The following is a 23,499-nucleotide window of genomic DNA, read 5'->3' on the forward strand; positions in this document are numbered from 1 at the left end:
TCAACCCAGCGCCTTGCGGATCCGGGCGTCGCTGACGGGGAACGCCGTGCCGAGCTGCTGCGCCCAGAGCGAAATGCGGTACTCCTCGAGCATCCAGCCGACCTGGCGCAGCTGCTCCCCCGCGGGCCGGCCGTCGGGCAGCGCGGCGAGGCGGTGGAGGTAGGCCTCCTGGAGGTCACCGATGGTGTCCATCAGCTGACGGTCGCGGTTGACCTGGGTCTCGAGCTGCTCGCGGCGGCGCTGCAGCGCCAGCAGCTGCACGGGCATGCGGCGCAGCCAGGCGGTGCCCTTCTCGGCGACGAAGCCCCTGTGGACAAGGCGCGCGAGCTGGGCCTTCATGTCGGTGAGCGCGGGCAGGGTGGTCATGTCAGCCCGGCCCGAGAGGAGGCGATCCACCGTGCGCGTCGCTGCGAGCACGCGCATCACGTCGTCGAGCACGGCGCGGGTGCGCTCGGCCAGGTCGCCGCCCGCCACCTTCCGCAGGGTCGCATACTCCTCCGGCGTCCGCACCGGAGGACGGGCGTCGACGTGCTGCTGCAGCACGGCCGCCCGGCACTCCTCGAGCAGCTCGGCGACCGTGGGGTAGGGCGAGCCGGCGAGGGCCAGCTTGGCGGTGTTGTCGAGGGAGTCCAGCAGCTGCTTCGTCGGGTCGGGCAGCTCGAGCTGCAGCAGCCGGCGTACGCCGAGGCGGTGGCGCGCGAGCTGCTCGTCCTCGGAGCCGAAGACCTGCAGGCCGACGGCGCTGCCCTCGTCGACGAGCGCCGGGAAGCCGCGCACCTCGTGGCCGGCGCGGGTCTGGGTGAAGGACTTCTCGATGACGTCGAAGGTCCAGACGGTCTGGCCGGTGACGCTGATGCCGGACTGCTCGGCCACCTCGGCCATCGCGGCCGCGAACTTCGGTCGCAACGGTGCCTTGAGCGCCTCGAGGTCCTTGCCCTTCGCCTGCTCGCGGCCGTTGTCGTCGACGACGCGGTAGGTCGGCCTGAGGTGGTCGGGCACCTTCGACCAGTCCCACGCGTCGCGGGGCACGACGACCCCGACGGTCGCGCGCACGTGGCGCTCGAGCGCGTCGAGCAGCGGCTCCTCCCCCGGCGGGACGGCGTCGAGGAAGGCACGGGCGTGGTTGGGCGCAGGCACGAGGCTGACGCGGAGCGGTTTGGGCAGGGAGCGGATGAGGGCCGTGACAAGCTCCTCGCGCAGGCCGGGCACGAGCCAGGAGAACTCCTCCTCCTCGACCCGGTTGAGCGTCGCCAGCGGCACGTCGATGGTCAGGCCGTCGTCCTTCGAGCCCGGCTCGAAGTGGTAGCCGATGGAGAACGTCAGGCCGCCCTCGGAGCCCTGCCACTCGGTCGGGAAGTCACTCGCCGCGACCTCGTCGGCCGTGTCGTGCGTGAGCATGTCGAGGTCGAAGGTGAGCAGCTTCGGGTCGCGCTGCCGGGCCTGCTTCCACCAGGTGTCGAAGTGGGCGCCGCTGACGACCTCCTTGCCGACGCGGGCGTCGTAGAAGTCGAAGAGCGTGTGCTCGTCGACGACGATGTCGCGGCGACGGGCGCGGTGCTCGAGCTCCTCGGCCTCCTCGAGGAGGCGCTTGTTCTCCGCCATGAAGCGGTGCCGCGTGTGCCACTCGCCGTAGACCAGCGCGTGGCGGATGAAGAGCTCACGGCTCAGCTCGGGGTCGATCCGGCCGTAGTTGACCGGACGGTCGGCGACCAGCGGCACGCCGTACAGCGTGACCTTCTCGTACGCCGTGACGGCCGCGCGCTTGCGTGACCAGTGCGGCTCGGAGTAGCTGCGCTTGACCAGGTGGGCGCCCAGGCGCTCAGCCCACTCGGGCTTGATGGCGGCGTTCTGCCGGGCCCACAGGCGGCCGGTCTCGACCAGCTCGCCGGCCATCAGGAACTGCGGCGACGATCCCTTGAGCGAGGAGCCGGGGAAGATCGCGAACCGGGTGCCGCGGGCGCCGAGGTACTCGCGCGGGCCGGGCCGCTTGCCCTTCGGCACGTCCTTCTTGTCGCGCTCCTCGAGCGCGCCGACGTGCGAGAGGAGGCCGGAGAGCAGCGCCTGGTGGATGCCGTCGGCGTCGGGAACGTCAGCGGGATGGCCGAGGTCGACCTTCATCTCCTTGGCGACCTGGCGCAGCTGCGACTCGAAGTCCTGCCACTCCCGCACGCGCAGGTAGTTGAGGAACTCGTCGCGGCACATCCGCCGGAACGCGGACGAGCCCATCTCCTTCTGGCTCTCCTTGAGGTGGCGCCACAGCTGGAGCCAGGCCAGGAAGTCGGAGCCGTCGACCTTGAACCGCGCGTGCAGCTGCGCCGCCCGCGCCTGGTCGGCGGGACGGTCGTCGCCGGGGCGCTCACGCGGGTCCTGCAGCGAGAGCGCGGCGGCGATGACGAGCACCTCGCGCACGCAGCCGAGCCGCTCCGCCTCGAGGATCATCCGGCCCAGGCGCGGGTCGAGCGGCAGGCGGGCCAGCCGCTGGCCCAGGCGAGTCAGGCGCGGGCCCTGCTGGCGGCCGTCGTGCGAGACCGAGCCTGCGGTCGAGAGCGCGCCGAGCTCCTCCAGCAGCTGGACGCCGGCCTGGACGTTGCGTGAGTCGGGCTTCTCGACGAACGGGAACTTCGCGATGTCACCGAGCCGCAGCGAGGCCATCTGCAGGATGACGCTGGCCAGGTTGGTGCGCAGGATCTCGGGGTCGGTGAACTCCGGGCGGCCGAGGAAGTCCTCCTCGGAGTAGAGCCGGATCGCGATGCCCGACGACACACGGCCGCAGCGGCCGCTGCGCTGGTTGGCGGACGCCTGCGAGATCGGCTCGATCGGCAGTCGCTGCACCTTGGTGCGGGCCGAGTAGCGCGAGATGCGCGCGACGCCGGCGTCGACGACGTACTTGATGCCGGGCACGGTCAGCGAGGTCTCGGCGACGTTGGTGGAGAGGACGATCCGGCGGCCGGTGTGCGGCGAGAAGACCTTGTGCTGGTCGGCCGCGGAGAGCCGCGAGAACAGCGGGACGATCTCGACGAGGCCGCGCCTGTCGTCCTTCTTGATGCCGAGCGCGGTGCGCAGGGCGTCGGCGGTGTCGCGGATCTCGCGCTCGCCCGGGAGGAAGCAGAGGATGTCGCCCGGCCCCTCGGCCGAGAGCTCCTTGACCGCGGCGACGATCGCCTCGGTCTGGTCGCGCACGACGGGCTCTCCCTCGCCGTCGAGCTCCTCCTGCATCAGCGGGCGGTAGCGGACCTCGACCGGGAAGGTGCGACCGGAGACCTCGATGACGGGCGCGGGCTCGCCGGTGCGCGGATCGGCGAAGTGCTCCGCGAAGCGCTCCACGTCGATCGTCGCGGAGGTGACGATCACCTTGAGATCCGGGCGCTGCGGCAGCAGCCGCTTGAGGTAGCCGAGCAGGAAGTCGATGTTGAGCGAGCGCTCGTGCGCCTCGTCGATGATGATCGTGTCGTACTTCTCGAGCTTGCGGTCGCGCTGCATCTCCGCGAGCAGGATGCCGTCGGTCATCAGCTTCACACGGCTCGTCGGCGACGTCCGGTCGGTGAACCGGACCTGGTAGCCCACGACATCGCCGAGCTCCGTGCCGAGCTCCTCGGCGATGCGCTCCGCCACGGAGCGGGCAGCGATGCGGCGGGGCTGCGTGTGGCCGATCAGCTTGCCCTCACGGCCCCCGACGCCACGCCCCAGCTCGAGGCAGATCTTCGGCAGCTGCGTCGTCTTGCCCGAGCCGGTCTCACCGGCGATGACCACGACCTGGTGGTCACGGATCGCCGCCGCGATGTCGTCGCGGCGGGCACTGACCGGCAGGTCCGGGTACGTGATGGAGAGAGTCACAGCGCCGACCATTCTCCCGTACGCCGCCAGTGGGTTTCGCCGCGGGCGCTGCGCCACCCGGCCTCCCCCGCAACTGGTGGTGATGGGCAGATTCCCGGGTCGGAGATCCGCCACCCGAGACCGGTTGCGCGTGGCAGGGCGGCCGGGCACTCACAGACACCGCACAGGCTGGTCAGGGTTCGCGCCTGAGTTGGCCCGCGAACGTCGGGGCATGAGCGACAACCTCCCCCTCCAGCACAGCGCGAGCCGCTGGCGCGACCGCCTGTTCGGCTGGCGCGCCGTGGCCGCGACCACTCTCGCCTCCGTGATCCTCGGCAGCGCCGGCGGCGCCGCCCTCGCCGCAGCCGCCGACGGCACTGGCACCGGCCGTGGCGGCTTCCCCGGCCGGGGCCAGTTCCCGGGCGGCCAGGTCCCGGGCAGCCAGGTCCCGGGCAGCCAGGTCCCGGGCAGCCAGGTCCCGGGCAGCCAGGTCCCCGGCGGCCAGCTCCCCGGCGGCCAGGTCCCCGGCGGCCAGCTCCCGGGCCTCCCGCCCCAGGGCCAGCTGCCCGGCGCGGTGGCACCGACCCAGCCCGCCACGCTCCCCCGCACCGACGGCGAGGAGGCGTGATGACCGCCGTCGCCTCCGCACCCCCGACGGCCCCGACCGACAGCACGACCCCCGCCCGCCGGCGTACGACGGAGCGCGCGACGCTCGCGGGGCTGCTGCTGGCGACCGCCGTGCTCTATCTCTGGGGCCTCGGCGCCAGCGGCTGGGCCAACTCGTTCTACGCCGCGGCCGCGCAGGCGGGCTCGGAGTCGTGGAAGGCGTTCTTCTACGGCTCCTCCGACGCGGCGAACTCGATCACCGTGGACAAGACGCCGCTCTCGCTGTGGCCGATGGCACTGAGCATCCGGTTCTTCGGGCTGAGCTCCTGGAGCCTCCTCGTGCCGCAGGCGCTCGAGGGCGTCGCGGCCGTCGCGCTCCTCCACACGACCGTGAAGCGGGCCACCGGCAGCCACCTGACCGGCCTCCTGGCCGGCGCAGTCCTCGCGCTCACGCCGGTCGCGGTGCTGATGTTCCGCTTCGACAACCCCGACGCGCTGCTCGTGCTGCTGCTGGTCGGGGCGGTGCACGCCACGCTCCGCGCGACGGAGTCGCCGAGGGCCGTGCGCTGGCTGGTGCTCGGTGGCGGCCTCGTCGGCCTGGCCTACCTGACCAAGATGCTGCAGGCGTTCCTCGTCCTGCCGACGCTGGCGCTGACCTACCTGCTCTTCGCCTCGGCCACGGTCACCCTCGGCAAGCGCATCCTCCACCTGCTCGCCGCGTTCGCCGCGTTGATCGCCGCCGCGGGCTGGTGGATCGCGATCGTGGAGCTGGTGCCGGCGGGCATGCGGCCCTGGATCGGCGGGTCCCAGCACAACTCGATCCTCGAGCTCACCCTCGGCTACAACGGCCTCGGCCGGCTCAGCGGCAACGAGACCGGCTCGGTCGGCGGCGGAGGCCGCGGAGCCGGCGGCGGCATGTGGGGCTCGACCGGCCTCTTCCGCCTCTTCGACAGCGAGAACGGCGCCCAGGGCTCCTGGCTCCTCCCCGCAGCCCTCCTGCTCGCGGCGGCGACGCTCGCCCTCGCGGTCCCGGCGGTCGCCCGGCGGCTGCGCGTCACCCCACTCCCCCGGCGTACGTCGGCGGCGGCGACCGTCTGGGCCGGCTGGCTGGTGGTCACGTGGCTGACCTTCAGCTTCATGGCCGGCATCTTCCATGCGTACTACGCCGTCGCCCTGGCGCCCGCGATCGCCGCGTCGTCCGCGATCGGTGCCCACGTCCTCTGGACCCGCCGCGACCACCTCGTCGCGAGCGCGCTGCTCGCCGCGACGACATCGCTGAGCGCGGTGTGGGCCTTCGAGCTCCTCGGCCGGACCGACTGGCAGCCGTGGCTGCGCTGGGTCGTCCTCGTCGGCGGCATCGGCGCCGCACTCGCCCTCGGAGCCGCGCGACTCGCCGGCCGCTGGGCCCCTGCCATCGCCGTCGTCGCCCTCGCCGCGGTGCTGGCCGGGCCCACGGCGTACTCCCTGTCGACGGCGGCCACACCGCACACCGGCTCCATCCCGACCGCCGGCCCCGCGGGCACAGGCGGCATGGGCGGCATGGGCGGCATGGGCGGCATGGGCGGGCCCGGTGCCATGCGCCCGGGCATGCCGAACGGCGCGCCCAACCTGCAGGGCAACCAGCAGGGCAACCAGCAGGGCATGCCGGCATTCCCGGGCGGCACCACCGGTGCCACCGGCCCGACCGGTGACGGCCGCGGGACCGGCGGCGGGGGCGGCCTGCTCAACGGCTCGACGCCGACCACCGCGGTCACGAACCTGCTCCTCCAGGACGCCGACAGCTACACGTGGGTCGCGGCGGCGGTCGGCTCCAACTCCGCCAGCGGCTACCAGCTCGCGACAGAGCGCCCGGTGATGGCGATCGGCGGGTTCAACGGCTCCGACCCGAGCCCGACGCTGGCCGCGTTCAAGCAGCTCGTCGCCGACGGCAAGGTGCACTGGTTCATCGGCGGCGGGATGGGCATGGGCGGCGGGATGCCGGGCAACCAGCAGGGCGGCTCCGACGCCTCCAGCCAGATCGCGACCTGGGTGAGCAGCACGTTCACCGCACGCACCGTCGACGGCGTCACGCTCTACGACCTCACCCAGGCGTCGTCGTGAGCGCGCTGGAGTCGCCGGCCGCCGAGCCGGTGGTCGAGTGGGTGATCCCGGTCCACAACGAGGAGGTCGCCCTCCCCGCCGCGGTCGAGCGGCTCACCACGGCACTCCGCGCCTTCCCCTGGGCCTGGCGGATCACCATCGCCGACAACGCCAGCACCGACGCGACGCCGCTGGTCGCGCGCCAGCTCGCCCGGCAGTACGCCGGCGTCTCGGTGCTGACGCTCCCCGAGAAGGGCCGCGGCCGGGCGCTCAAGCGGGCCTGGGCGGACTCCGCGGCCGACGTCGTCGCCTACATGGACGTCGACCTCTCGACCGACCTCAACGCCCTCGTCCCGCTCGTCGCCCCGCTGCTCAGCGGCCACTCGGACCTGGCCATCGGCTCGCGCCTGCACCGCTCGAGCCGGGTGACCCGCGGCCCCAAGCGGGAGCTGGTCTCGCGGAGCTACAACGTGCTGCTCCGCGGCGCGCTCCGGGCCCGGTTCAGCGATGCCCAGTGCGGCTTCAAGGCCGTACGCCGTGACGTCGCCGACGCGCTCCTGCCGCTGGTCGAGGACGACGCGTGGTTCTTCGACACCGAGCTGCTGGTGCTCGCCGAGCGCACCGGCCTGCGGATCCACGAGTTGCCGGTGGACTGGGTCGACGACCCCGACTCCCGCGTCGACATCTGGCGGACCGCGGTCGACGACCTCAAGGGCATGCAGCGGCTCGGCTGGGCCCTGCTCACGCGGCGAGTGCCGCTGGCGGCGGTGCGCGAGCAGCTCGACGTACGCGGGCAGAGCGGGCGGCTGGGCAACCAGCTCGGGCTCTTCGCGCTCGTGGGCCTGGCCAGCACCCTCGCCTACGCGCTGCTCTTCCTGCTGCTGCGGCAGGTCGTGCCCGCGCAGGGTGCCAACGCCCTCGCGCTCGGGCTCACGGCCGTCGCGAACACCGCGGCCAACCGGCACCTCACGTTCGGCGTACGGGGGAAGGAGGCGCTGGCCGCGCACCACGGCCAGGGACTGCTGGTCTTCGGCGCGGGACTGCTGCTCACCAGCGGCTCGCTCTTCGTGCTGGACGCCGCCGCCCCGGGGGCGCCGCACGGGGTGGAGATCACGGTGCTGACGGTGGCCAACCTGGTCGCGACCGGGCTCCGGTTCGTCGCGATGCGGTGGTGGATCTTCAGGAGCTGAGCGCGACGACGGCGAGCACGCCACCGAGGGAGAGCGTCATCGACCCGATGAGCTCCTCCTCGGTGATGCCGCGTGGGTCCTCGAGCCAGCGCAGCATCACGTCCTCGACCATCGAGGCCCAGCCGCGTGCGAAGAGCCGGGTGGCAGCCGTGTCGACGATGCCGAAGACGGCGAGCTCCTCGGCGCTCGCGGAGTCGAAGATCCGGTCCGTCAGGGCAGAGCGCGCCTCCTCGTAGACCGCGCGGACGTCGGGGTGGCTGCCCCCGAGCGCCGCCGCCACGAAGGACCGGTACGACGCCGGGTGGTCGCGCACGAAGCCGACGTAGTTCTGCAGCGAGACCCGGAGCCGCTCGGCCATGTCGGGGTGGTCGACCGGCGCGGTCGCGGCGTACAGGTCGTCGGCCATGCGCCGCAGCACCGCCAGGAGGAACTCCTGCTTGCCGCCGAAGTAGTGGTAGAGCAGCCCGCGCGAGACGCCGGCCTGCTCGGCGAGGAGGTCGATCGAGAGCTCGTCGAGCGGCCGGTCGGCGATCAGCTGCACGCCGAGGTCGAGCAGCTGCTCGCGGCGCTGCTCCGGCGACAGGCGGGTCCGGCTCATGTGGCGCACCTTACTGAATTGCCGTCAACAACGCTATTGACGCTCGTTCAACAGCCTCCCTACTCTCGACTCATGACTCAGCACACCGAGGTGGACCACCTGATCGTCGGAGCCGGCTTCGCCGGTCTCTGCGCCGCGATCAAGCTCGACGAGGCGGGCGAGACCGACCTCGTCGTGATCGAGAAGGACAGCGACGTCGGCGGCACCTGGCACATCAACACCTACCCGGGCGCCGAGTGCGACGTCCCGAGCCAGCTCTACAGCTACTCGTTCGCGCTCAACCCCGACTGGTCGAAGGTCTACTCCCCGCAGCAGGAGATCTGGGAGTACACCAAGAAGGTCGCCACCGAGGCCGGCATCCTCGACCGCGTCGTCCTGGAGACCGCGGTCCTCGACGCCACGTGGGACGACGGCCTCAAGCGCTGGATCGTCACCGTCGCCCCCGTCAACGGCAAGAAGAAGCTCACGTACGCCGCCCGCACCCTGATCTCCGGGTCCGGGGGCCTCTCCGAGCCGTCGCTCCCCGACATCAAGGGCATCGACTCCTTCGCCGGTGAGACCTTCCACTCCGCCCGCTGGAACCACGACGTCTCGCTGGAGGGCAAGCGCGTCGCCGTCATCGGCACCGGCGCCTCCGCGATCCAGCTCGTGCCCGAGGTGCAGAAGGTCGCGGCGCAGGTCGACGTCTACCAGCGCACCCCGAACTGGATCATCCCCCGCAACGAGCGCCGCTTCACGCGTGTCGAGAAGGAGCTCTTCCGCCGCGTGCCCGGCGTCCAGCGCGCGGTGCGTGCCGGCGTCTACGCGACCCTCGAGGGCCGCGTGCCGGCGTTCGCGAAGTTCCCCGACCTGCTCAAGGTCGTCGAGCGCCAGGGCAAGGCCAACATCGCCAAGGCGATCAAGGACCCCGAGCTCCGCGCCAAGGTGACCCCGGCCTACCGCGCCGGCTGCAAGCGGATCCTCGTCTCCAACAAGTGGTATCCCGCGCTGGCCTCGGCCAACGTCGAGCTGGTCACCGACGGCATCGCCGAGATCACCCCGACCGGCATCGTCGACACCCTCGGCAACACCCGCGAGATCGACGTGCTCGTCATCGCCACCGGCTTCCACGTCACCGACCCGCCGATCGCCGCGCACGTCACCGGTCGCGACGGGCGCACGCTGGCCGAGGTGTGGAGCGAGAAGGGCATGCGCGCCTACAAGGGCACGACCGTCCACGGCTTCCCCAACCTCTTCCAGCTGGTCGGCCCCAACACCGCGCTCGGCCACAGCTCGATGATCTTCATCATCGAGTCGCAGGTCCGGTACGTCGTCGAGGCGGCGCGCCACCTGCGGCGTACGGGCGCTGTCACCGTCGAGCCGACCCTGGAGGCGCAGGACGCCTGGAGCGACGCGATCCAGGAGCGGATGAAGCCGACCGTGTGGACCACCGGCGGCTGCGCGAGCTGGTACCTCGACGAGTTCGGCCACAACACCACCCTCTGGCCGGGCCAGACGTTCACCTTCCGCCACCACCTGTCACGCTTCGACGCCGACAAGTACGTCGTCGACTCCGCCCCGACCCGAGAGGCCGTCACCGCATGAAGTCCCTGAAGGACAAGGTCGTCGTCATCACCGGCGCCGGCTCCGGGATCGGCCGGGCACTCGCGGTCCACGCGGCGTCGAAGGGCGCCCTGCTCGCGATCAGTGACGTCAACGTCGCCGGTCTCGCCGAGACGGTCGCGCTCGCCAAGGACGCCGGCGCCACCGACGTCCACAGCACCCAGCTCGACGTCGCCGACCGCCCCGCCTTCCTCGCGTACGCCGACGAGGTGGCCGCTCACTTCGGCCGGGTCAACGTCATCGTCAACAACGCCGGCGTCACGATGACCGGCGACTTCGAGGACATGACGCTGGAGGAGTACGACTGGCTGATGTCGATCAACCTCGACGGGGTCGTCACCGGCACCAAGGCGTTCCTGCCCCACCTGATCGCGTCGGGCGACGGCCACGTCGTCAACATCAGCTCGCTCTTCGGCCTGGTCTCGATGCCCGGCCAGACGGCGTACAACGCGGCGAAGTACGCCGTCCGTGGCTTCACCGAGGCGCTTCGCGAGGAGATGCTGATCGCGCGGCACCCGGTCGGCGTGACCTGCGTGCACCCGGGCGGCATCCGCACCAACATCGTCCGCAACGGCCGCACCACCGCCCACGAGGACGCCGACGCGCTCAACGCGCTCTTCGACCGGGTCGGCCGGATGGAGCCGGCGAAGGCCGCCTCGATCATCTGGGGCGCCGTCCGCAAGGACCAGGCGCGCCTGCTGGTCGGCTACGACGCCCACGTGATCCACCAGTTCGCCAAGCTCACCGGCTCGCGCTACCAGGACGTCTTCGCGCTCGCCAAGAAGCGCATCCTTCCCGTCGTCCGCTGACTCAGGCATCATCGCCGCACACCCACCACTCGCAGGAGAACCCCCATGAAGTCCCTGAAGGACAAGGTCGTCGTCATCACCGGTGCCGGCTCCGGCATCGGCCAGGCCCTCGCCGTCGAGGCCGCCAAGGAAGGCGCCCTGCTCGCCATCTCGGACGTCAACGAGGTCGGGCTCGCCGAGACCGCCGGCCTCGCGAAGGACGCCGGCGCGACCGACGTCCAGACCGCGCGGCTCGACGTCGCGGACCGCGCCGCCTTCCAGGCGTACGCCGCCGACGTGGTCAAGCACTTCGGCCGGGTCAACCTGGTCGTCAACAACGCAGGCGTCGCCCTGGCCGGCGACTTCGTCGACCTGACCTACGAGGACATCGACTGGATCTTCGGCATCAACCTCCACGGCGTCGTCAACGGCTCCAAGGAGTTCCTGCCGCACCTGATCGAGTCGGGCGACGGCCACCTGGTCAACATCTCCTCGCTCTTCGGCCTCGTCTCGATGCCCGGCCAGTCGGCGTACAACGCGACGAAGTACGCCGTCCGCGGCCTCTCCGAGGCGATCCGCGAGGAGATGCTGCTCAACAAGACGGGCGTCGGCGTGACCGTCGTGCACCCCGGCGGCATCAAGACCGCGATCGCGCGCAACGCCCGCGTCTCGGAGAAGGAGGACCAGGCGAAGACGGCCGAGCTCTTCGACAAGTACCTCGCGCGCACCACCGCCGAGTCGGCCGCGAAGCAGATCCTCAAGGCCGTGAAGAAGAACAAGGCGCGCCTGCTGATCGGCCTCGACGCCCACGCCGTGCACAACTTCGGCAAGTTCACCGGCTCGCACTACCAGGACCTGATCGCCCTCGGCTCCGGCCGGGTCATGAAGGCGACCAAGGCCAAGCACTGATCCACCGCTGAACGACGCACGGGCCCGGCTGCAGCTGCAGCCGGGCCCGTGCGCGTTGTGCCTCAGAAGGCGCCGGCGCCGTTCGGCGTGCCGAGGCCGGTCGGGCCGTCCCAGCCCGTGCGGGCGTTGCACCACTGCGTCGTCGGGCAGGTGCCGTTGCTGCCGCTGGTGACGTCGAAGAGGCTGGCCGTGTGGGCGTACGGCACCGCGTTGGGGTAGCCGGCCAGCGAGTTCGAGCCGAGCGCGTAGACCGACGCGATGATCGGCGACGACTCGCTCGTGCCACCGACCTGCGCCCACGTCGACGTCGAGCGGCTGGTCGGGTAGTAGACCGCCATGCCGCCGTGGCCCGGGTCGGCCGCCGCGGAGACGTCGGCCATGGCCCGCTTCGCGCAGCCGGTGACCGTGGTCGACTGGAAGGCCGGCTGCGCGTTGTACGTCGAGCAGCCCGAGCCCGCACCGCTCCACGCGGCCTCGCGCCAGCCACGGGCGCTGCTGTCCTTGTCGAGCGAGGTGCCGCCGACCGCCGTGGTGTACGTCGAGGACGCCGGGTAGGAGCCGCCCTGGTAGCCGTTGTCACCGGTCGAGGCGGTGATCGCGATGCCCGGGTGGTTGTAGGAGCTGCCGTAGGTGGCGTCGGAGGCGTCGCCGTTGGAGCCGTAGGAGTTGGAGATCGCCACGACGCCGGGGATCTTCGCCGCGGTGTTGACCGCCGCGCCGAGGTTGGCGAACGACGCCGTCTTCGCCTGGACCACCACGATCTTGCAGTCGGGGCAGATCGCCGAGACCGCGTCGACGTCGAGCGCCTGCTCGCCGGCCCAGCCGACGTCCATGCGCGGGTAGCTCGTGCCGCCGTTCTGGTCGATCACCTTGAGGCAGCCGCTCGCCGAGGTGCAGGCAGGCAGCCCCCAGTAGGAGCGGTACGTCGCCAGGTCGCTCTCGAGGCCCGGGTAGCCGTAGGCGTCGACGATCGCGACGGTCTTGCCACCCGAGGCGAGCCCGGTCAGCTTGTACGCGTCCTGCAGCTGCGCCGGGGAGAGTGCGGACGCCGCGGGCGTGGTCGAGGCGGGCACGGCGCCCGACGCGTCGACCATGACCTTGGCGTGGCAGGCGGCCGAGCCGTGGGCCGGCGTGCCGCAGACGGCACGCGGGTGCAGCGGCTGGGCGGCGTCGGCGGCGGGCGGCGCGAGCCACCCCGATCCTGCGACCATCGCCAGCACGAGCGACAGAAGTGACTTCCTCATCAGTGGTGACTCCTGGAGTAGCAGCCGGCCCCACGGCGCGCCCACGCACCCGGCTCCCCCCACGGTGCACCCGCGACGCCGTCGGTTGCAATGGACAAGTCGGACCGATCCGGGCCCTCGGGTCACAGACGGGTCACGGACCGGTCAGCGCCCGCCGGCCTTGGCGCGCAGCGGGCCGACGAGGCGCGGGCCGGCGAGACGGCGCTCGAGCTTGCGGGCCTCGCGGGTGACCGGCTGGGCGACGTACTCACCGAGGATGACGCCGGCCGCCAGCGCGAGGGAGATCGACGCCGCGGTGACGAGCGAGAGGATGCCGGCCGCCGGCGTGGCGGTCTCGCCGCCGAGCTGGGAGAGGCCGCCGTAGATGGAGAAGCCGGGCAGCATCGGCACGACGGCCGAGACGACGATGACCAGCGGCGGCACCGAGAACCAGCGGCTCAGCGTCCAGGCGATCAGGCCGACGACGAACGCCGCCACCCCGGTGCCCCAGGTGGCGCCGAAGCCTCCGGTCTGGATCGCCCGGGAGATGACGAGCGCGAGCGCGGCCAGGGCCGCGACCGGCACCAGGGTCCGCTTCGGCGCGTGGGAGGCGTAGGCGAACCCGGCCGCACAGATCGCGGCGCCCAGGGCGATCAGCGCGACACCCTGCAGGCTCGTGTGCCACTGCTCGATCCGCCCGACGTCGACGTGGACGACGTGGGCGAAGGAGAGGCCGCCGCTGACCCCGGCGATGATGCCCGCCGTCGCGAGCAGCGCCTCGGTGATGCGGGCACTGCCGGTGACGTAGAAGCCCGTGAGGCAGTCCTGCAGGGCACCCATGAAGCCGATGCCGGACAGGAGCATGACGATGTTGGCGGTGACGACGAGGGACGGGTCGAGCGAGGGGTCGAGCGAGGCGGTCACCACCGCGATGATGGTGGCGACCGCACCACCGGCGACCTGCTGGTAGAAGCGCGGGAGCCGGCGACGCGCCATCGCACTCTGGAGCCGGTCGATGGCGGCCGCAGCAGCGAAGGCGATGACGCAGACCAGCGCACCGCCGCCGAGCATGAGCGCAACGCCGGCGCACATCGCGCCCCAGCCCAGCGTCACCTTCGCCCGGCCACGCCGGTGGCCGGTCGAGCTCACCCTCGCCACGGTCGCGCGGGCCTCGGCGAGGTCGACGGAGTCGTCGAGGATCTGCCGGACCAGGTGGTCGACCCGGCTCAGGTCCTCGTAGTCGATGTCGCGCTGGACGACGTTGCGCAGCAGCGCGACCGGCGGCTCCCCCGGGTCCGGCTGCCACGACATCGCCAGCGCCGTGAACGTCACGTCGACGTTGGCGTTGCGCAGGCCGAGGTGGCGGGCGACCGACTGCATGGTCGCCACGACGTCGGCCGCGCCTGCGCCGGAGGAGAGCAGCAGCTCCCCGATGCGCAGGCAGAGGTCGATCGTCATGTGGCGCTGACGCGTCTCGGTCATGGGCTCATCGTCCCAAGGTGGTGGTGACTCGGAACCATCAGCCCGGCTCGGGGCGGTCCGCGCTGTCGATCCAGTTGCGGCTCGGCAGCGGGATCGCGTCGGTCGCCTCGAGCGCGCGCATCCCGGTGAGCTCGAGCAGGTCCACGGTGAGACCCCGGAGCATCGCCAGGACGACCTCGATCGAGAGGGCGTGCGAGCGGCCCAGTCCCGAGGTCCGGTGGCCGACGGCGAGCAGCGCCTCGCGGGCCGGCAGCAGGTCCGTGCCGTCGGCGAGCGCCCTCGCCACCAGGTCCGCGGCGTCGGCGAGCTCGCGGCAGACCTCGGCGTACGCCGGCGGGACGGGCGCGCGGTGGTACGCCGCCACCGCCGTACGCCGCACCAGCACGCGCGTCGTGCGCAGCGCCTTGTCGACGGGGTCGGCCAGCGCGACCATCTGCTTCATCCGCTCGCGGTGGTGGTGGCGCAGCGGCGACACGGTGACCGCCAGCGCCTCGTCGGCAGCGGCGCGGAGCTCGCGGACCAGGCGGTCGGTGGTGCGGGCGTCGGCGAGCAGCTCGAGCGCCGGCTCCACCTCGCCCTCGACCATCACGTCGGCCGCGGCCCGGAGCAGGCCGGCGACCTTGCGCACCACGACGGCCGCCTGCTCGCCGGGCCTGCGCAGCGCGGCACCCGGCACGACGGCCGCCGCCAGCAGCGCGAACCCACCGCCGACCAGCGCGTCGATCCAGCGGTCGATCGGCTGGCCCGTGCCGGTCTGGGAGGCGAGCGCGGTGACGATGATCGACTGGACGGCCGCCTGCGTGACGATCAGCTGACCACCGTCGAGGAGGATCGCGGTGCTCATCGCGATCACCACGACGAGCCCGATCTGCCACCAGCCGCTGCCGAGCAGCAGCACGAGCATGTCGCCGATGAAGACGCCGAGGGCGACGCCGACCGCCACCTCGGCGACCCGCCGCAGCCGCTGGCCGAACGACGTGCCCAGCGCGACGACCGCCGCCACCGGCGCGAAGAAGGGCGTCGCGTGGCCGAGCACGTCGGCGGCCACGAACCACGCAAGCGCCGCCGCGACCGCGCACTGCCCGATGTGCCACGCCTTCGCCCGCAGCCGGCGACGGCGCGCGGCAAGCGAGGTGCGCCCCCGGGTGCGGACGACGTCGAGCGGGGGCAGCGGGAGCTCCATGTCCGAATCCTTCCAGACCGGACCGGCGGGGGGAGCGGGTGGCTAGGCTGCCCTGCATCCGGCCCACCCGGCGTACGCCGCGGCGTACGACTGGAGGAGAAGAGGCAGCACCATGGCGACCCCCATCGATCCGCAGTCCCTGGCGTTCTTCCTGGCCGAGAGCCGGAACATGCCGATCCACGTGGGCGGGCTGCTCCTCTTCGAGAAGCCCGACGACGCCGGCGACGACTACGTGCGCCGCCTCTACGAGGAGCAGCTGCTCACCGACCGGCTCAACCCGCTGTTCGCCAAGCGGCCGCACCGCTCGCTCGCGACGGCGGGCCAGTGGGTGTGGACCGAGGACGAGAACTTCGACATCGAGCACCACGTCCGCCACAGCGCCCTGCCCTCGCCGGGACGGATCCGTGAGCTCCTCGACCTCACCTCGCGCCTCCACGGCCAGCGGCTGGCGAGCGACCGGCCGCTGTGGGAGACGCACCTGATCGAGGGCCTCGCCGACGGCCGGATCGCGATGTACACCAAGATCCACCACGCCCTCGTCGACGGCGTCTCCGCTATGCGGCTGCTCTCGAGCAGCTTCTCCCCCGACCCCGACCAGCGCGGCATGAAGCCGCCGTTCGCGTGGCAGGAGAAGGCGCCGCGCGAGGCCCGGGAGCGGAGCCGCAGCGACCACGCGAAGGCGCTGGCCGAGATCCCGCCGAGCGCGATCCGCTCGACGCTGGCCGCGATCGCCGACGCCGCCGGGCTGCCGGGCGCGACCCTCAAGTCGCTGGGCAACTCGCTCGCGCTGCCGAAGGCCGGCCCGGTCTCCTTCGCAGCCCCGAAGACCATCCTCAACCAGCGGATCACGGGCGCCCGCCGCTTCGCCGCCGACGACTGGTCGTTCGAGCGGCTCAAGCGGGTGGGCAACGCCACCGGCACGACGATGAACGACGTCCTCCTGGCGATGAACGGCGGCGCCCTGCGCGCCTACCTCGAGGACCTCAACGCCCTGCCCGACACCTCCCTGGTCTCGATGGTCCCGGTGGGGCTCAACGCCAAGCAGTCGGGCATCGCCTCGACCGCGGGCGGCAACGCCGTCGGCACGCTGATGGTCCGGCTCGGCACCGAGCTCGCCGACCCGGCCGACCGGCTCCAGTCGATCCACGAGTCGATGGCCGCCGGCAAGGAGATGATGGCGTCGATGACGAAGTCGCAGATCATGGCGATGGCCGGTCTCGGCATGGCGCCGTCGATGCTGACCCCGCTGCTGCGCCTCAACAGCGTGGTCAACCCGCCGTTCAACATCACCATCTCCAACGTGCCGGGGCCGAAGCAGCCGATGTACTACAACGGCGCCAAGCTCGTCGGCATGTACCCCGCCTCCGTGCCCATGCACGGTCAGGCGCTCAACGTCACCGCGGTCTCCTACAACGGCCAGGTCGGCCTCGGCCTGACCGGCTGCCGCCGCACCGTGCCGCACCTGCAGCGCCTGCTGGTCCACCTCGAGGACGCCCTGGTCGACCTCGAGCGCGCCGCCGGCGTCCAATCCTGACGTCTGTGTAGTACAACTGGGGAGTGATGGGGCGCCTTCGGAGAGGGCTCGGGCCGGCTACACGTGAACTCGCGCTTATCGCAGCGCTCTACCTCTTCTACTGCGCTGCGCGCACCGCTGCGAGCAGCGACCTGCGGGCAGCCACCGCCCGTGCGACCCAGCTCCGGCGCCTCGAGCGTGTCCTGCACCTGCCCGGCGAGGGCTGGTTCAACCGGCTCGCGACCGACCATGCATGGGTCGGGGTGACCGCGGACTACTGGTACGCCAGCCTCCACTACCTCGTCACCGCGGGCGCCCTGGTCTGGCTCTTCGGCCGTGGCCGCACGACGTACGTCCACGCCCGCCGCGCCCTCGTGCTGGCCACCCTGGTCGCGCTCGGCTTCTACCTGACCCTGCCGACCGCACCGCCCCGGATGATGGACGGGTTCACCGACATCATGGCGCTCCACTCCGACCTCGGCTGGTGGGGCTCCTCCGGCTCGGCGCCCCAGGGCCTCGGCGGCCTGACGAACGAGCTCGCGGCTCTCCCCTCGATGCATGCCGGCTGGGCGCTCTGGGTCGCACTCGCCATCTGGTCCGTGACGGCCTCGCGACTGCTGCGGTGGCTCGGTGTGGTCTACGCGCTCGGCACCGACGTGGTCGTGGTCGTCACCGCCAACCACTGGCTGGTGGACGTCGTGCTCGGCCAGGCGATCATCGCGGCCGCGTGGTGGGTCGTCCACCGCACGCCGTCCGCACCGCGCCCGGCCCGCGTGCCGGGCGAGGTCGCTCAGCCGACGAACCGGTACGCCGCCACGCCCGCGCCGTAGGTCGCTGCAGCCGCGCGGAGCCGTGCCTCGGTGATCTCGCTGACCCGCTCGAAGCCGGCCGCGCGGGCAGGCGAGCCGGCACGGGTCGGCTCCGGGGCGTTGACGCTGATCGAGAGGCGCGAGCCCCCGTCGGCCGCGTCGGCCAGCAGCGCCGCGTGCCCCGTCGTACCGGAGCCGGCGTAGAAGTCGAGGACGACGGCGTCGGGCGGGTAGGTCTCGAGGATCCTCCGGAGCAGGCCGGTCGGCTTGGGTGACTCGAAGACCTTGCCGACGAGCGCCTTGACCTCGGCGACCGCGGTGTCTGTCGAGCCGACCTCGTCGTGGGTCCAGATCGTGCGGAGCTTCTTGCGACGGTCGGGGTGGAGCCAGTCGCGCTGGAAGATGTCGACGCGCTCCCCCAGCCGGCCGCGGATCGTGCGGCAGACGAGGTCGTCGGGGCGCTCCGCGGCGAGCGCGACCGACCAGCGCCACACGGCAGGGGCGCCGTCGCCGAAGACCGGCCAGATCTCCCGGGCGCCCTCGAAGGCCTGCACGCCGACGCGGCCGGTGACCGGGTCGCCGTACAGGGGGTAGGCGAGCGTGCGGCACGTCTCGGGGTTGGACTTCTTGTTGGTGTTGCGCAGCGGGAGGTGGCGGAAGCGGCGGCCGTCGTCGTGGACCTGCGGGAAGTCGAGCTCGCTCACCTCGTGTGTGCTCGTCGGGTCGAGCGCGCAGTCGGCCAGCGAGCGGGCGTAGACGAGGAGGTACTCGTGGTTCGTCGCGAAGAAGGGACCGAGCTGACGGCCCTTGGCGTTGAGGTTGACGACCACCTGGGCCACGAAGTTCCGCTCGCCGAAGACCTCGTCGAGCAGCAGCCGCAGGTGCGCGACCTCGTTGTCGTCGATGCTGGCGAAGAGCGCCCCACCCGGCGCCATCAGGTCACGCGCCGCCTCCAGCCGGGGTCGGAGCATGCCGGTCCAGGCCTCGTGGCGCCCGCGCCCGTAGCCCTGCTTGTCGGCGTACGCGAAGCCGTTGCCGGTGTTGTAGGGCGGGTCGATGTAAACCAGGTCGACCTCGCGCCCGCCGAGCTCGGGCAGCTTCGGGAGCAGCGGCAGCACGTCGAGGTTGTCGCCCTCGACGAAGACCGTGCGCGCGCCGTCGGGACCCGCCGGCGGGTTGCCCGGGTCGGGGCGCAGCTCGGCCACGCCTCAGGCCCGCGGAGCCCGGACGCGCCTGGCCAGGTCGGCGTGCGCGAGCAGCACCTCGAAGGGCAGGTTGGACGGCGGGTACGTCGCGATCGGCTGGTTGCCGGTGAACACGACGTACGCCGTGGTGCCGCCGGGCGCGACCTTGAGGATCGAGCCGTCCTTCACCGTGGCCGCCTGCTTCATCGCCTTGCGGCGGGCGGTGACGGACTTCGCCCGCTTCGCCGCGGCGGCACCAGCCTGCTTGCCGCCGTTGTCCCAGGCGATCTTGGCCTGCGGGCCGTACTTCACGGCGAGCTTCGCGCCCGCCCCGAGCACCTTCGCGGTCGTGGTGGCCTTGCCCATCGGCTCTCCCCTTGTCGTGCGCCCGCCGGTGCGTGCCGGCCGGCGTGTGAGGTGCCCCGCGTCATCGACCGGCGGGACCCTTCCGACGATATCGTCCGGCGCATGAAGAAGCCGCGCCTGCCACAGATCCCGAAGGCAGCCCTGCCCGCACCCCTCTCCGCGGCGCTGCCCTCGCCGGCGACGGTGCGGACGTCGGTGCGGACCGCCCGGCTCGCGGTGAAGGTGACGGTCGCGGCCGTCCCGCCGGTGATCCGGCACGGCGACCTGCGCGCCGTGAAGCACCTGCCGTTCGTGCTCACCCACCTCGACGACGCGGCCGTCGTGGCCGGCGCGATCACCGACCCGGTCGGCAGCGCGGTCCGCGCGCCCGGCGCAGCCGCGCGCCTCGGCGTACGTGGTGCCGTGGGCGGGGCCCGCCTCGGTGTGCGTGGCGGCAACGCGGTGCTCCGCACGCCGGGTCGCGTGATCCGCCGCCGCTGACGCGCGGTCTCCCCGCTGTCAGGCGGGGCTGTTGCCGGCCGTGTCCGTGCCGGCGAGCGGGTCGGCGGGGAGGTCCTCGGGCTTGACGTTCTCCGGCTGCAGCCACTGCAGCCCGTTGCCCATGAAGGTGTGCACGAAGCCGCAGCGCAGGCAGACCGCACCGTCGGCGGACTTGTTGGCCCAGTCGAGGTCGAAGAAGGACATGCCGCTCGTGTTCATCTTGATCTCGCGCTGCAGGAACCGGGTGCCACCGCAGACGTGGCAGGCCAGGAAGCGCTTCAGCGGCATCAGGTAGACGTGCATGGCCTCAGGGTCCCACGCACGACTTCGTTACGCTCCGCGCGTGGACCTCGATGCCTTCCGCTGGCTGCTCACCGACGCCGGCCAGCAGCTGCTCGGCCGCGCCGCCCATGCGTACGCCGACGCGGCCGGCGACCCGGTGGCCGCGGCGTCCGCGGTGCGCAGGATCGAGCCGGACGCCGCGCGCGCGACCGCCGCGCTGAGCCAGGTGCAGCTGCGGGTGCGCGCGGTGGCGAAGTTCGGCGACGACGCGCTGCGGATGTACTTCGTGCCCGACGCCCTCGAGCAGGCCACACGCCCGCGGATCGCCGCGCACCGGGCCGCACGACTGGCCGCCTTCCAGCCCACGAGCGTCGTCGACCTCGGCTGTGGCATCGGCGGCGACCTCGCGGCGTTCGCGCGGGCGGGGCTGACCGCCGCCGGTGTCGACCTGGACCCGCTGCGCGTGGAGGTGGCCCGGGCCAACCTCGAGGCGCTCGGCCTGCAGGGTGCGGTGATGGTCGCCGACTCCACCCAGCTCGACCTCGACGGCTTCGGCGCCTGCTTCGCCGACCCGGCGCGGCGCACGAGCTCGGGAAGGGTTTTCGACGTCAACGGCTGGACGCCCTCGTGGGAGTTCGTGCTCGGCCTCTTCGCCCGCGCCTCGGTCGTCAAGGTCGCCCCCGGCATCCCCCACGACCTGCTCCCCGAGGGCGTCGAGGCCGAGTGGGTCAGCGAGGCCGGCGACCTCAAGGAGGCCGCGCTCTGGTCCCCGTCGCTGGCCACCGCGCGCCGCCGCGCAACCGTCATCCCGGCCTCCGGCGGGCTCGCGACGCTCACCGACGAGGACGACCCGTGGCAGGGGCAGGCCGAGCGGCCGGTCCGCGCGATGGGCGGCTACCTCTACGAGCCCGACGACGCCGTGATCCGCTCCGGCCTGGTCACCGCCGTGGCCGCGGGCGTCGACGGCGGCCTGGTCGACGAGAAGATCGCGTGGGTCACCGCCGACAGCGCGTTCCGCACTCCCTTCGCGCGCACCTATCGCGTCGTCGAGGAGCTCCCCTACCGCGAGAAGCAGCTCAAGGCGGCCCTGCGCGAGCGGGGCATCGGACGCCTCGCGATCAAGCCGCGGGGCGTGCAGGTCGTGCCCGAGCAGCTGCGCAAGCGGCTCGCGCTGAGCGGCGACAACGAGGGCACGCTGGTGATGACCCGCGTGGCCGGCGCCGGGGCGGCGTACCTCGTCGAGCCGCTCTGATTCAGCCGCCGCGGGCATCAGCCCGGGAGTACCGTCGTCGCATGGCGGAGATGGCAATCCCGGACACGCCTGTGAACGGCCCCCTGACCCGGCGGGCCCGCAGGCGGCGCTACCTCATGTGCCCGCCCGACCACTTCGCGGTCACCTACGAGATCAACCCGTGGATGGACGTCTCCCGGCCGGTCGACGCCGCGCTCGCCCGGGCGCAGTGGGAGCACCTCCGCCGCACGTACGTCGACCTCGGCCACACCGTCGAGCTCGTCGACCCGCTGCCCGGCCTGCCCGACATGGTCTACGCCGCCAACGGCGCCTTCACCCTCGGCGGCCGCGCGCTCGCCGTACGTTTCCGGCACCCCGAGCGTGCCCCCGAGGCCCCGGCGTACGCCGCGTGGCTGGCCGCCGCGGGCCTGCAGGTGACGGAGCCGGTCGCGGTCAACGAGGGCGAGGGCGACTTCCTGCTGGCCGGTGACTGGCTGCTCGCCGGCATGGGCTTCCGCAGCGACCCGGCCGCCCACGCGGAGGCGCAGGAGCTCTTCGGCATCCCCGTCGTCTCGCTGCAGCTCGTGGACCCGCGGTTCTACCACCTCGACACGGCGCTCGCGGTGCTCGACGACCGCACCGTCGCGTGGTGGCCGCCGGCGTTCAGCCCGGGCAGCCAGGCGGTCGTGCGCCGCCTCTTCCCCGACGCGATCGAGGCGACCGAGGCCGACGCCGTCGCGTTCGGGCTCAACGCGGTCTCCGACGGGCGCCACGTCGTGGTCGCGGCCGCAGCCCACGGCCTGCGCGCCCAGCTCGCCGACCGCGGCTTCGTGCCGGTGCCGGTCGACATGTCCGAGCTGCTCAAGGGCGGCGGCGGGGCGAAGTGCTGCACGCTCGAGGTCCGCTCGGAGGAGGTCGCGTGAGCACGGCCGACCACCTCGCGCTGGCCGCGGCCCACGCCGCCCACAACTACGCCCCGCTGCCGATCGTCGCCGCCCATGCCGAGGGCGTCTGGGTCACCGACGTCGAGGGCCGACGCCACCTCGACTTCCTGGCGGCGTACTCCGCGCTCAACTTCGGCCACGGCCACCCGCGCATCCTCGCCGCCGCCCACGCCCAGCTGGACCGGCTGACCCTGGTGTCGCGCGCCTTCTCGCACGACCGCTTCGGTCCCTTCTGCGCGGCACTCGCCGATCTCGTCGGCAAGGACATGGTGCTGCCCATGAACACCGGCGCCGAGGCGGTCGAGACCGGCCTCAAGCTCGCGCGCCTCTGGGGCGAGAAGGTCAAGGGAGTCCCGTGCGAGGAGTCGGTCGTCGTCGTGGCCTCGGGCAACTTCCACGGCCGCACCACCACGATCATCAGCTTCTCCGACGACCCGGTCGCCCACGACGGCTTCGGCCCGTGGACCCCCGGCTTCCGCACGGTCCCGTACGCCGACCCCGCGGCGCTCACGGCCGCCCTCGACGACCCGCGCGTCGTCGCGGTGCTGCTCGAGCCGGTGCAGGGCGAGTCGGGCGTGATCGTGCCCCCGCCCGACTACCTCCCGCAGGTGCGTGCGGCGTGCACGCAGGCCGGCGTCCTGCTGATCGCGGACGAGGTGCAGAGCGGCCTGGCCCGCACCGGCCGGACGCTGGCGTGCGACCACTGGGGCGTCACCCCCGACGTGGTGCTGCTCGGCAAGGCGCTGGGCGGCGGGGTGCTGCCGGTCTCGGCGGTCTGCGCGGACGACGACGTGCTCGGCGTCTTCGAGCCGGGGCAGCACGGGTCGACGTTCGGCGGGAACCCGCTCGCCTGCGCCGTCGGGCTGGAGGTCGTCACGATGCTCTCCGACGGCACGTGGCAGGCCCGGGCGACGTCGCTCGGGGTCCACCTCCGGTCGCGCCTCGACGAGCTGGTCGGCCACGGGCTCACCGGCGTCCGCAGCCTCGGCCTCTGGGCGGGCATCGACGTCGCGCCCGAGGTCGGCACCGGGCGCCAGGTCTGCGAGCGGCTGCTCTCCCGCGGGGTGCTCGCGAAGGACACCCATGGGCAGACGCTGCGGCTGGCTCCCCCGTTGGTGGTCGAACCCGACGAGATCGACCAGGCGATGGACGCGCTGGCCTCCGCCCTGCACTGAGCCGCGCGCAGCGCGGCCGGAACGAGGGGGAACCCCCGTCAA

At 72.6% G+C, this 23,499-nt stretch carries 20 protein-coding genes; 12 read left to right on the forward strand and 8 right to left on the reverse strand.

The genetic code is table 11. From position 1 onward, the window contains the following. Entirely contained in the window at positions 1-3,846 is a 3,846-nt protein-coding gene (gene hrpA / locus IEX47_RS10335) for an ATP-dependent RNA helicase HrpA (RefSeq protein ID WP_188783928.1), read from the reverse strand. A gap of 199 nt (positions 3,847-4,045) precedes the next feature. Between hrpA and IEX47_RS10340 the strand changes: the two genes are divergently transcribed. Genes IEX47_RS10340 through IEX47_RS10350 form a run of 3 tightly spaced genes read left to right on the forward strand, consistent with a single transcriptional unit; the run spans position 4,046 to position 7,688 of the window. Further along, entirely contained in the window at positions 4,046-4,441 is a 396-nt protein-coding gene (locus IEX47_RS10340) for a hypothetical protein (RefSeq protein WP_188783929.1), read from the forward strand. After that, positions 4,441-6,519 carry an ArnT family glycosyltransferase gene (locus IEX47_RS10345; RefSeq protein WP_188783930.1) on the forward strand — a complete coding sequence of 693 codons (2,079 nt, stop codon included), beginning with the start codon at positions 4,441-4,443 and terminating at the stop codon, positions 6,517-6,519. The genes IEX47_RS10340 and IEX47_RS10345 overlap by 1 nt, the downstream gene beginning before the upstream one ends. Beyond that, the gene (locus IEX47_RS10350; RefSeq protein WP_188783931.1) at positions 6,516-7,688 is read left to right on the forward strand and encodes a bifunctional glycosyltransferase family 2/GtrA family protein; all 1,173 of its coding nucleotides are present in this window, start codon (positions 6,516-6,518) and stop codon (positions 7,686-7,688) included. The genes IEX47_RS10345 and IEX47_RS10350 overlap by 4 nt, the downstream gene beginning before the upstream one ends. On the opposite strand, the gene IEX47_RS10355 is transcribed toward IEX47_RS10350, so the two are convergent. Then, positions 7,678-8,286 carry a TetR/AcrR family transcriptional regulator gene (locus IEX47_RS10355; protein ID WP_188783932.1) on the reverse strand — a complete coding sequence of 203 codons (609 nt, stop codon included), beginning with the start codon at positions 8,284-8,286 and terminating at the stop codon, positions 7,678-7,680. The two genes, IEX47_RS10350 and IEX47_RS10355, sit on opposite strands and share 11 nt — an antisense overlap. A gap of 72 nt (positions 8,287-8,358) precedes the next feature. Between IEX47_RS10355 and IEX47_RS10360 the strand changes: the two genes are divergently transcribed. Genes IEX47_RS10360 through IEX47_RS10370 form a run of 3 tightly spaced genes read left to right on the forward strand, consistent with a single transcriptional unit; the run spans position 8,359 to position 11,585 of the window. After that, a complete protein-coding gene (locus IEX47_RS10360; protein WP_188783933.1) occupies positions 8,359-9,870 on the forward strand; it encodes a flavin-containing monooxygenase in 1,512 nt (503 codons plus the stop codon). Beyond that, on the forward strand, positions 9,867-10,697 hold the full coding sequence (locus IEX47_RS10365) for an SDR family NAD(P)-dependent oxidoreductase (protein WP_188783934.1): 831 nt from the start codon (positions 9,867-9,869) through the stop codon (positions 10,695-10,697). The genes IEX47_RS10360 and IEX47_RS10365 overlap by 4 nt, the downstream gene beginning before the upstream one ends. 45 nt (positions 10,698-10,742) lie before the next feature. Continuing rightward, positions 10,743-11,585, forward strand: a complete 843-nt coding sequence (locus IEX47_RS10370) for an SDR family NAD(P)-dependent oxidoreductase (protein WP_188783935.1) — start codon at positions 10,743-10,745, stop codon at positions 11,583-11,585. A gap of 62 nt (positions 11,586-11,647) precedes the next feature. Here IEX47_RS10370 and IEX47_RS10375 read toward each other — a convergent pair whose 3' ends face one another. The 3 genes from IEX47_RS10375 to IEX47_RS10385 form a co-directional block, all read right to left on the reverse strand. Beyond that, positions 11,648-12,829 (reverse strand): S53 family peptidase, encoded by a 1,182-nt coding sequence (locus tag IEX47_RS10375; RefSeq protein ID WP_188783936.1) that lies wholly within the window; start codon positions 12,827-12,829, stop codon positions 11,648-11,650. 144 nt (positions 12,830-12,973) lie between these two features. Next, entirely contained in the window at positions 12,974-14,290 is a 1,317-nt protein-coding gene (locus IEX47_RS10380; protein ID WP_188783937.1) for a threonine/serine exporter family protein, read from the reverse strand. A gap of 37 nt (positions 14,291-14,327) precedes the next feature. Further along, complete coding sequence (locus IEX47_RS10385) at positions 14,328-15,473, reverse strand: FUSC family protein (protein WP_188783938.1); 1,146 nt, start codon at positions 15,471-15,473, stop codon at positions 14,328-14,330. A gap of 112 nt (positions 15,474-15,585) precedes the next feature. On the opposite strand from IEX47_RS10385, the gene IEX47_RS10390 reads away from it, so the two are divergent. Beyond that, positions 15,586-17,007 (forward strand): WS/DGAT/MGAT family O-acyltransferase, encoded by a 1,422-nt coding sequence (locus IEX47_RS10390; protein ID WP_188783939.1) that lies wholly within the window; start codon positions 15,586-15,588, stop codon positions 17,005-17,007. Positions 17,008-17,033: 26 nt separating this feature from the next. Beyond that, complete coding sequence (locus IEX47_RS10395) at positions 17,034-17,816, forward strand: phosphatase PAP2 family protein (protein WP_188783940.1); 783 nt, start codon at positions 17,034-17,036, stop codon at positions 17,814-17,816. Here the strand turns inward: IEX47_RS10395 and IEX47_RS10400 are convergent. Together IEX47_RS10400 and IEX47_RS10405 are read right to left on the reverse strand one after the other, a co-directional pair. Continuing rightward, positions 17,777-19,000, reverse strand: a complete 1,224-nt coding sequence (locus tag IEX47_RS10400) for a site-specific DNA-methyltransferase (protein WP_229662786.1) — start codon at positions 18,998-19,000, stop codon at positions 17,777-17,779. The two genes, IEX47_RS10395 and IEX47_RS10400, sit on opposite strands and share 40 nt — an antisense overlap. Before the next feature lie 3 nt (positions 19,001-19,003). Continuing rightward, the gene (locus IEX47_RS10405) at positions 19,004-19,345 is read right to left on the reverse strand and encodes a hypothetical protein (protein WP_188783941.1); all 342 of its coding nucleotides are present in this window, start codon (positions 19,343-19,345) and stop codon (positions 19,004-19,006) included. A 102-nt stretch (positions 19,346-19,447) separates the two neighbouring features. On the opposite strand from IEX47_RS10405, the gene IEX47_RS10410 reads away from it, so the two are divergent. Further along, complete coding sequence (locus IEX47_RS10410; RefSeq protein ID WP_188783942.1) at positions 19,448-19,825, forward strand: hypothetical protein; 378 nt, start codon at positions 19,448-19,450, stop codon at positions 19,823-19,825. An 18-nt stretch (positions 19,826-19,843) separates the two neighbouring features. On the opposite strand, the gene IEX47_RS10415 is transcribed toward IEX47_RS10410, so the two are convergent. After that, positions 19,844-20,128, reverse strand: a complete 285-nt coding sequence (locus IEX47_RS10415; protein ID WP_188783943.1) for a hypothetical protein — start codon at positions 20,126-20,128, stop codon at positions 19,844-19,846. Between the two features lie 40 nt (positions 20,129-20,168). Between IEX47_RS10415 and IEX47_RS10420 the strand changes: the two genes are divergently transcribed. The 3 genes from IEX47_RS10420 to rocD are packed head-to-tail and all read left to right on the forward strand — an operon-like array spanning position 20,169 to position 23,457. Continuing rightward, complete coding sequence (locus IEX47_RS10420) at positions 20,169-21,359, forward strand: class I SAM-dependent methyltransferase (RefSeq protein ID WP_188783944.1); 1,191 nt, start codon at positions 20,169-20,171, stop codon at positions 21,357-21,359. 41 nt (positions 21,360-21,400) lie between these two features. Then, positions 21,401-22,261 carry a dimethylargininase gene (ddaH, locus tag IEX47_RS10425; RefSeq protein ID WP_229662787.1) on the forward strand — a complete coding sequence of 287 codons (861 nt, stop codon included), beginning with the start codon at positions 21,401-21,403 and terminating at the stop codon, positions 22,259-22,261. Continuing rightward, entirely contained in the window at positions 22,258-23,457 is a 1,200-nt protein-coding gene (rocD, locus tag IEX47_RS10430) for an ornithine--oxo-acid transaminase (RefSeq protein WP_229662788.1), read from the forward strand. The genes ddaH and rocD overlap by 4 nt, the downstream gene beginning before the upstream one ends. Positions 23,458-23,499 lie beyond the last annotated feature (42 nt).

Source organism: Nocardioides phosphati (assembly GCF_014646375.1).
GTDB lineage: Bacteria > Actinomycetota > Actinomycetes > Propionibacteriales > Nocardioidaceae > Nocardioides > Nocardioides phosphati.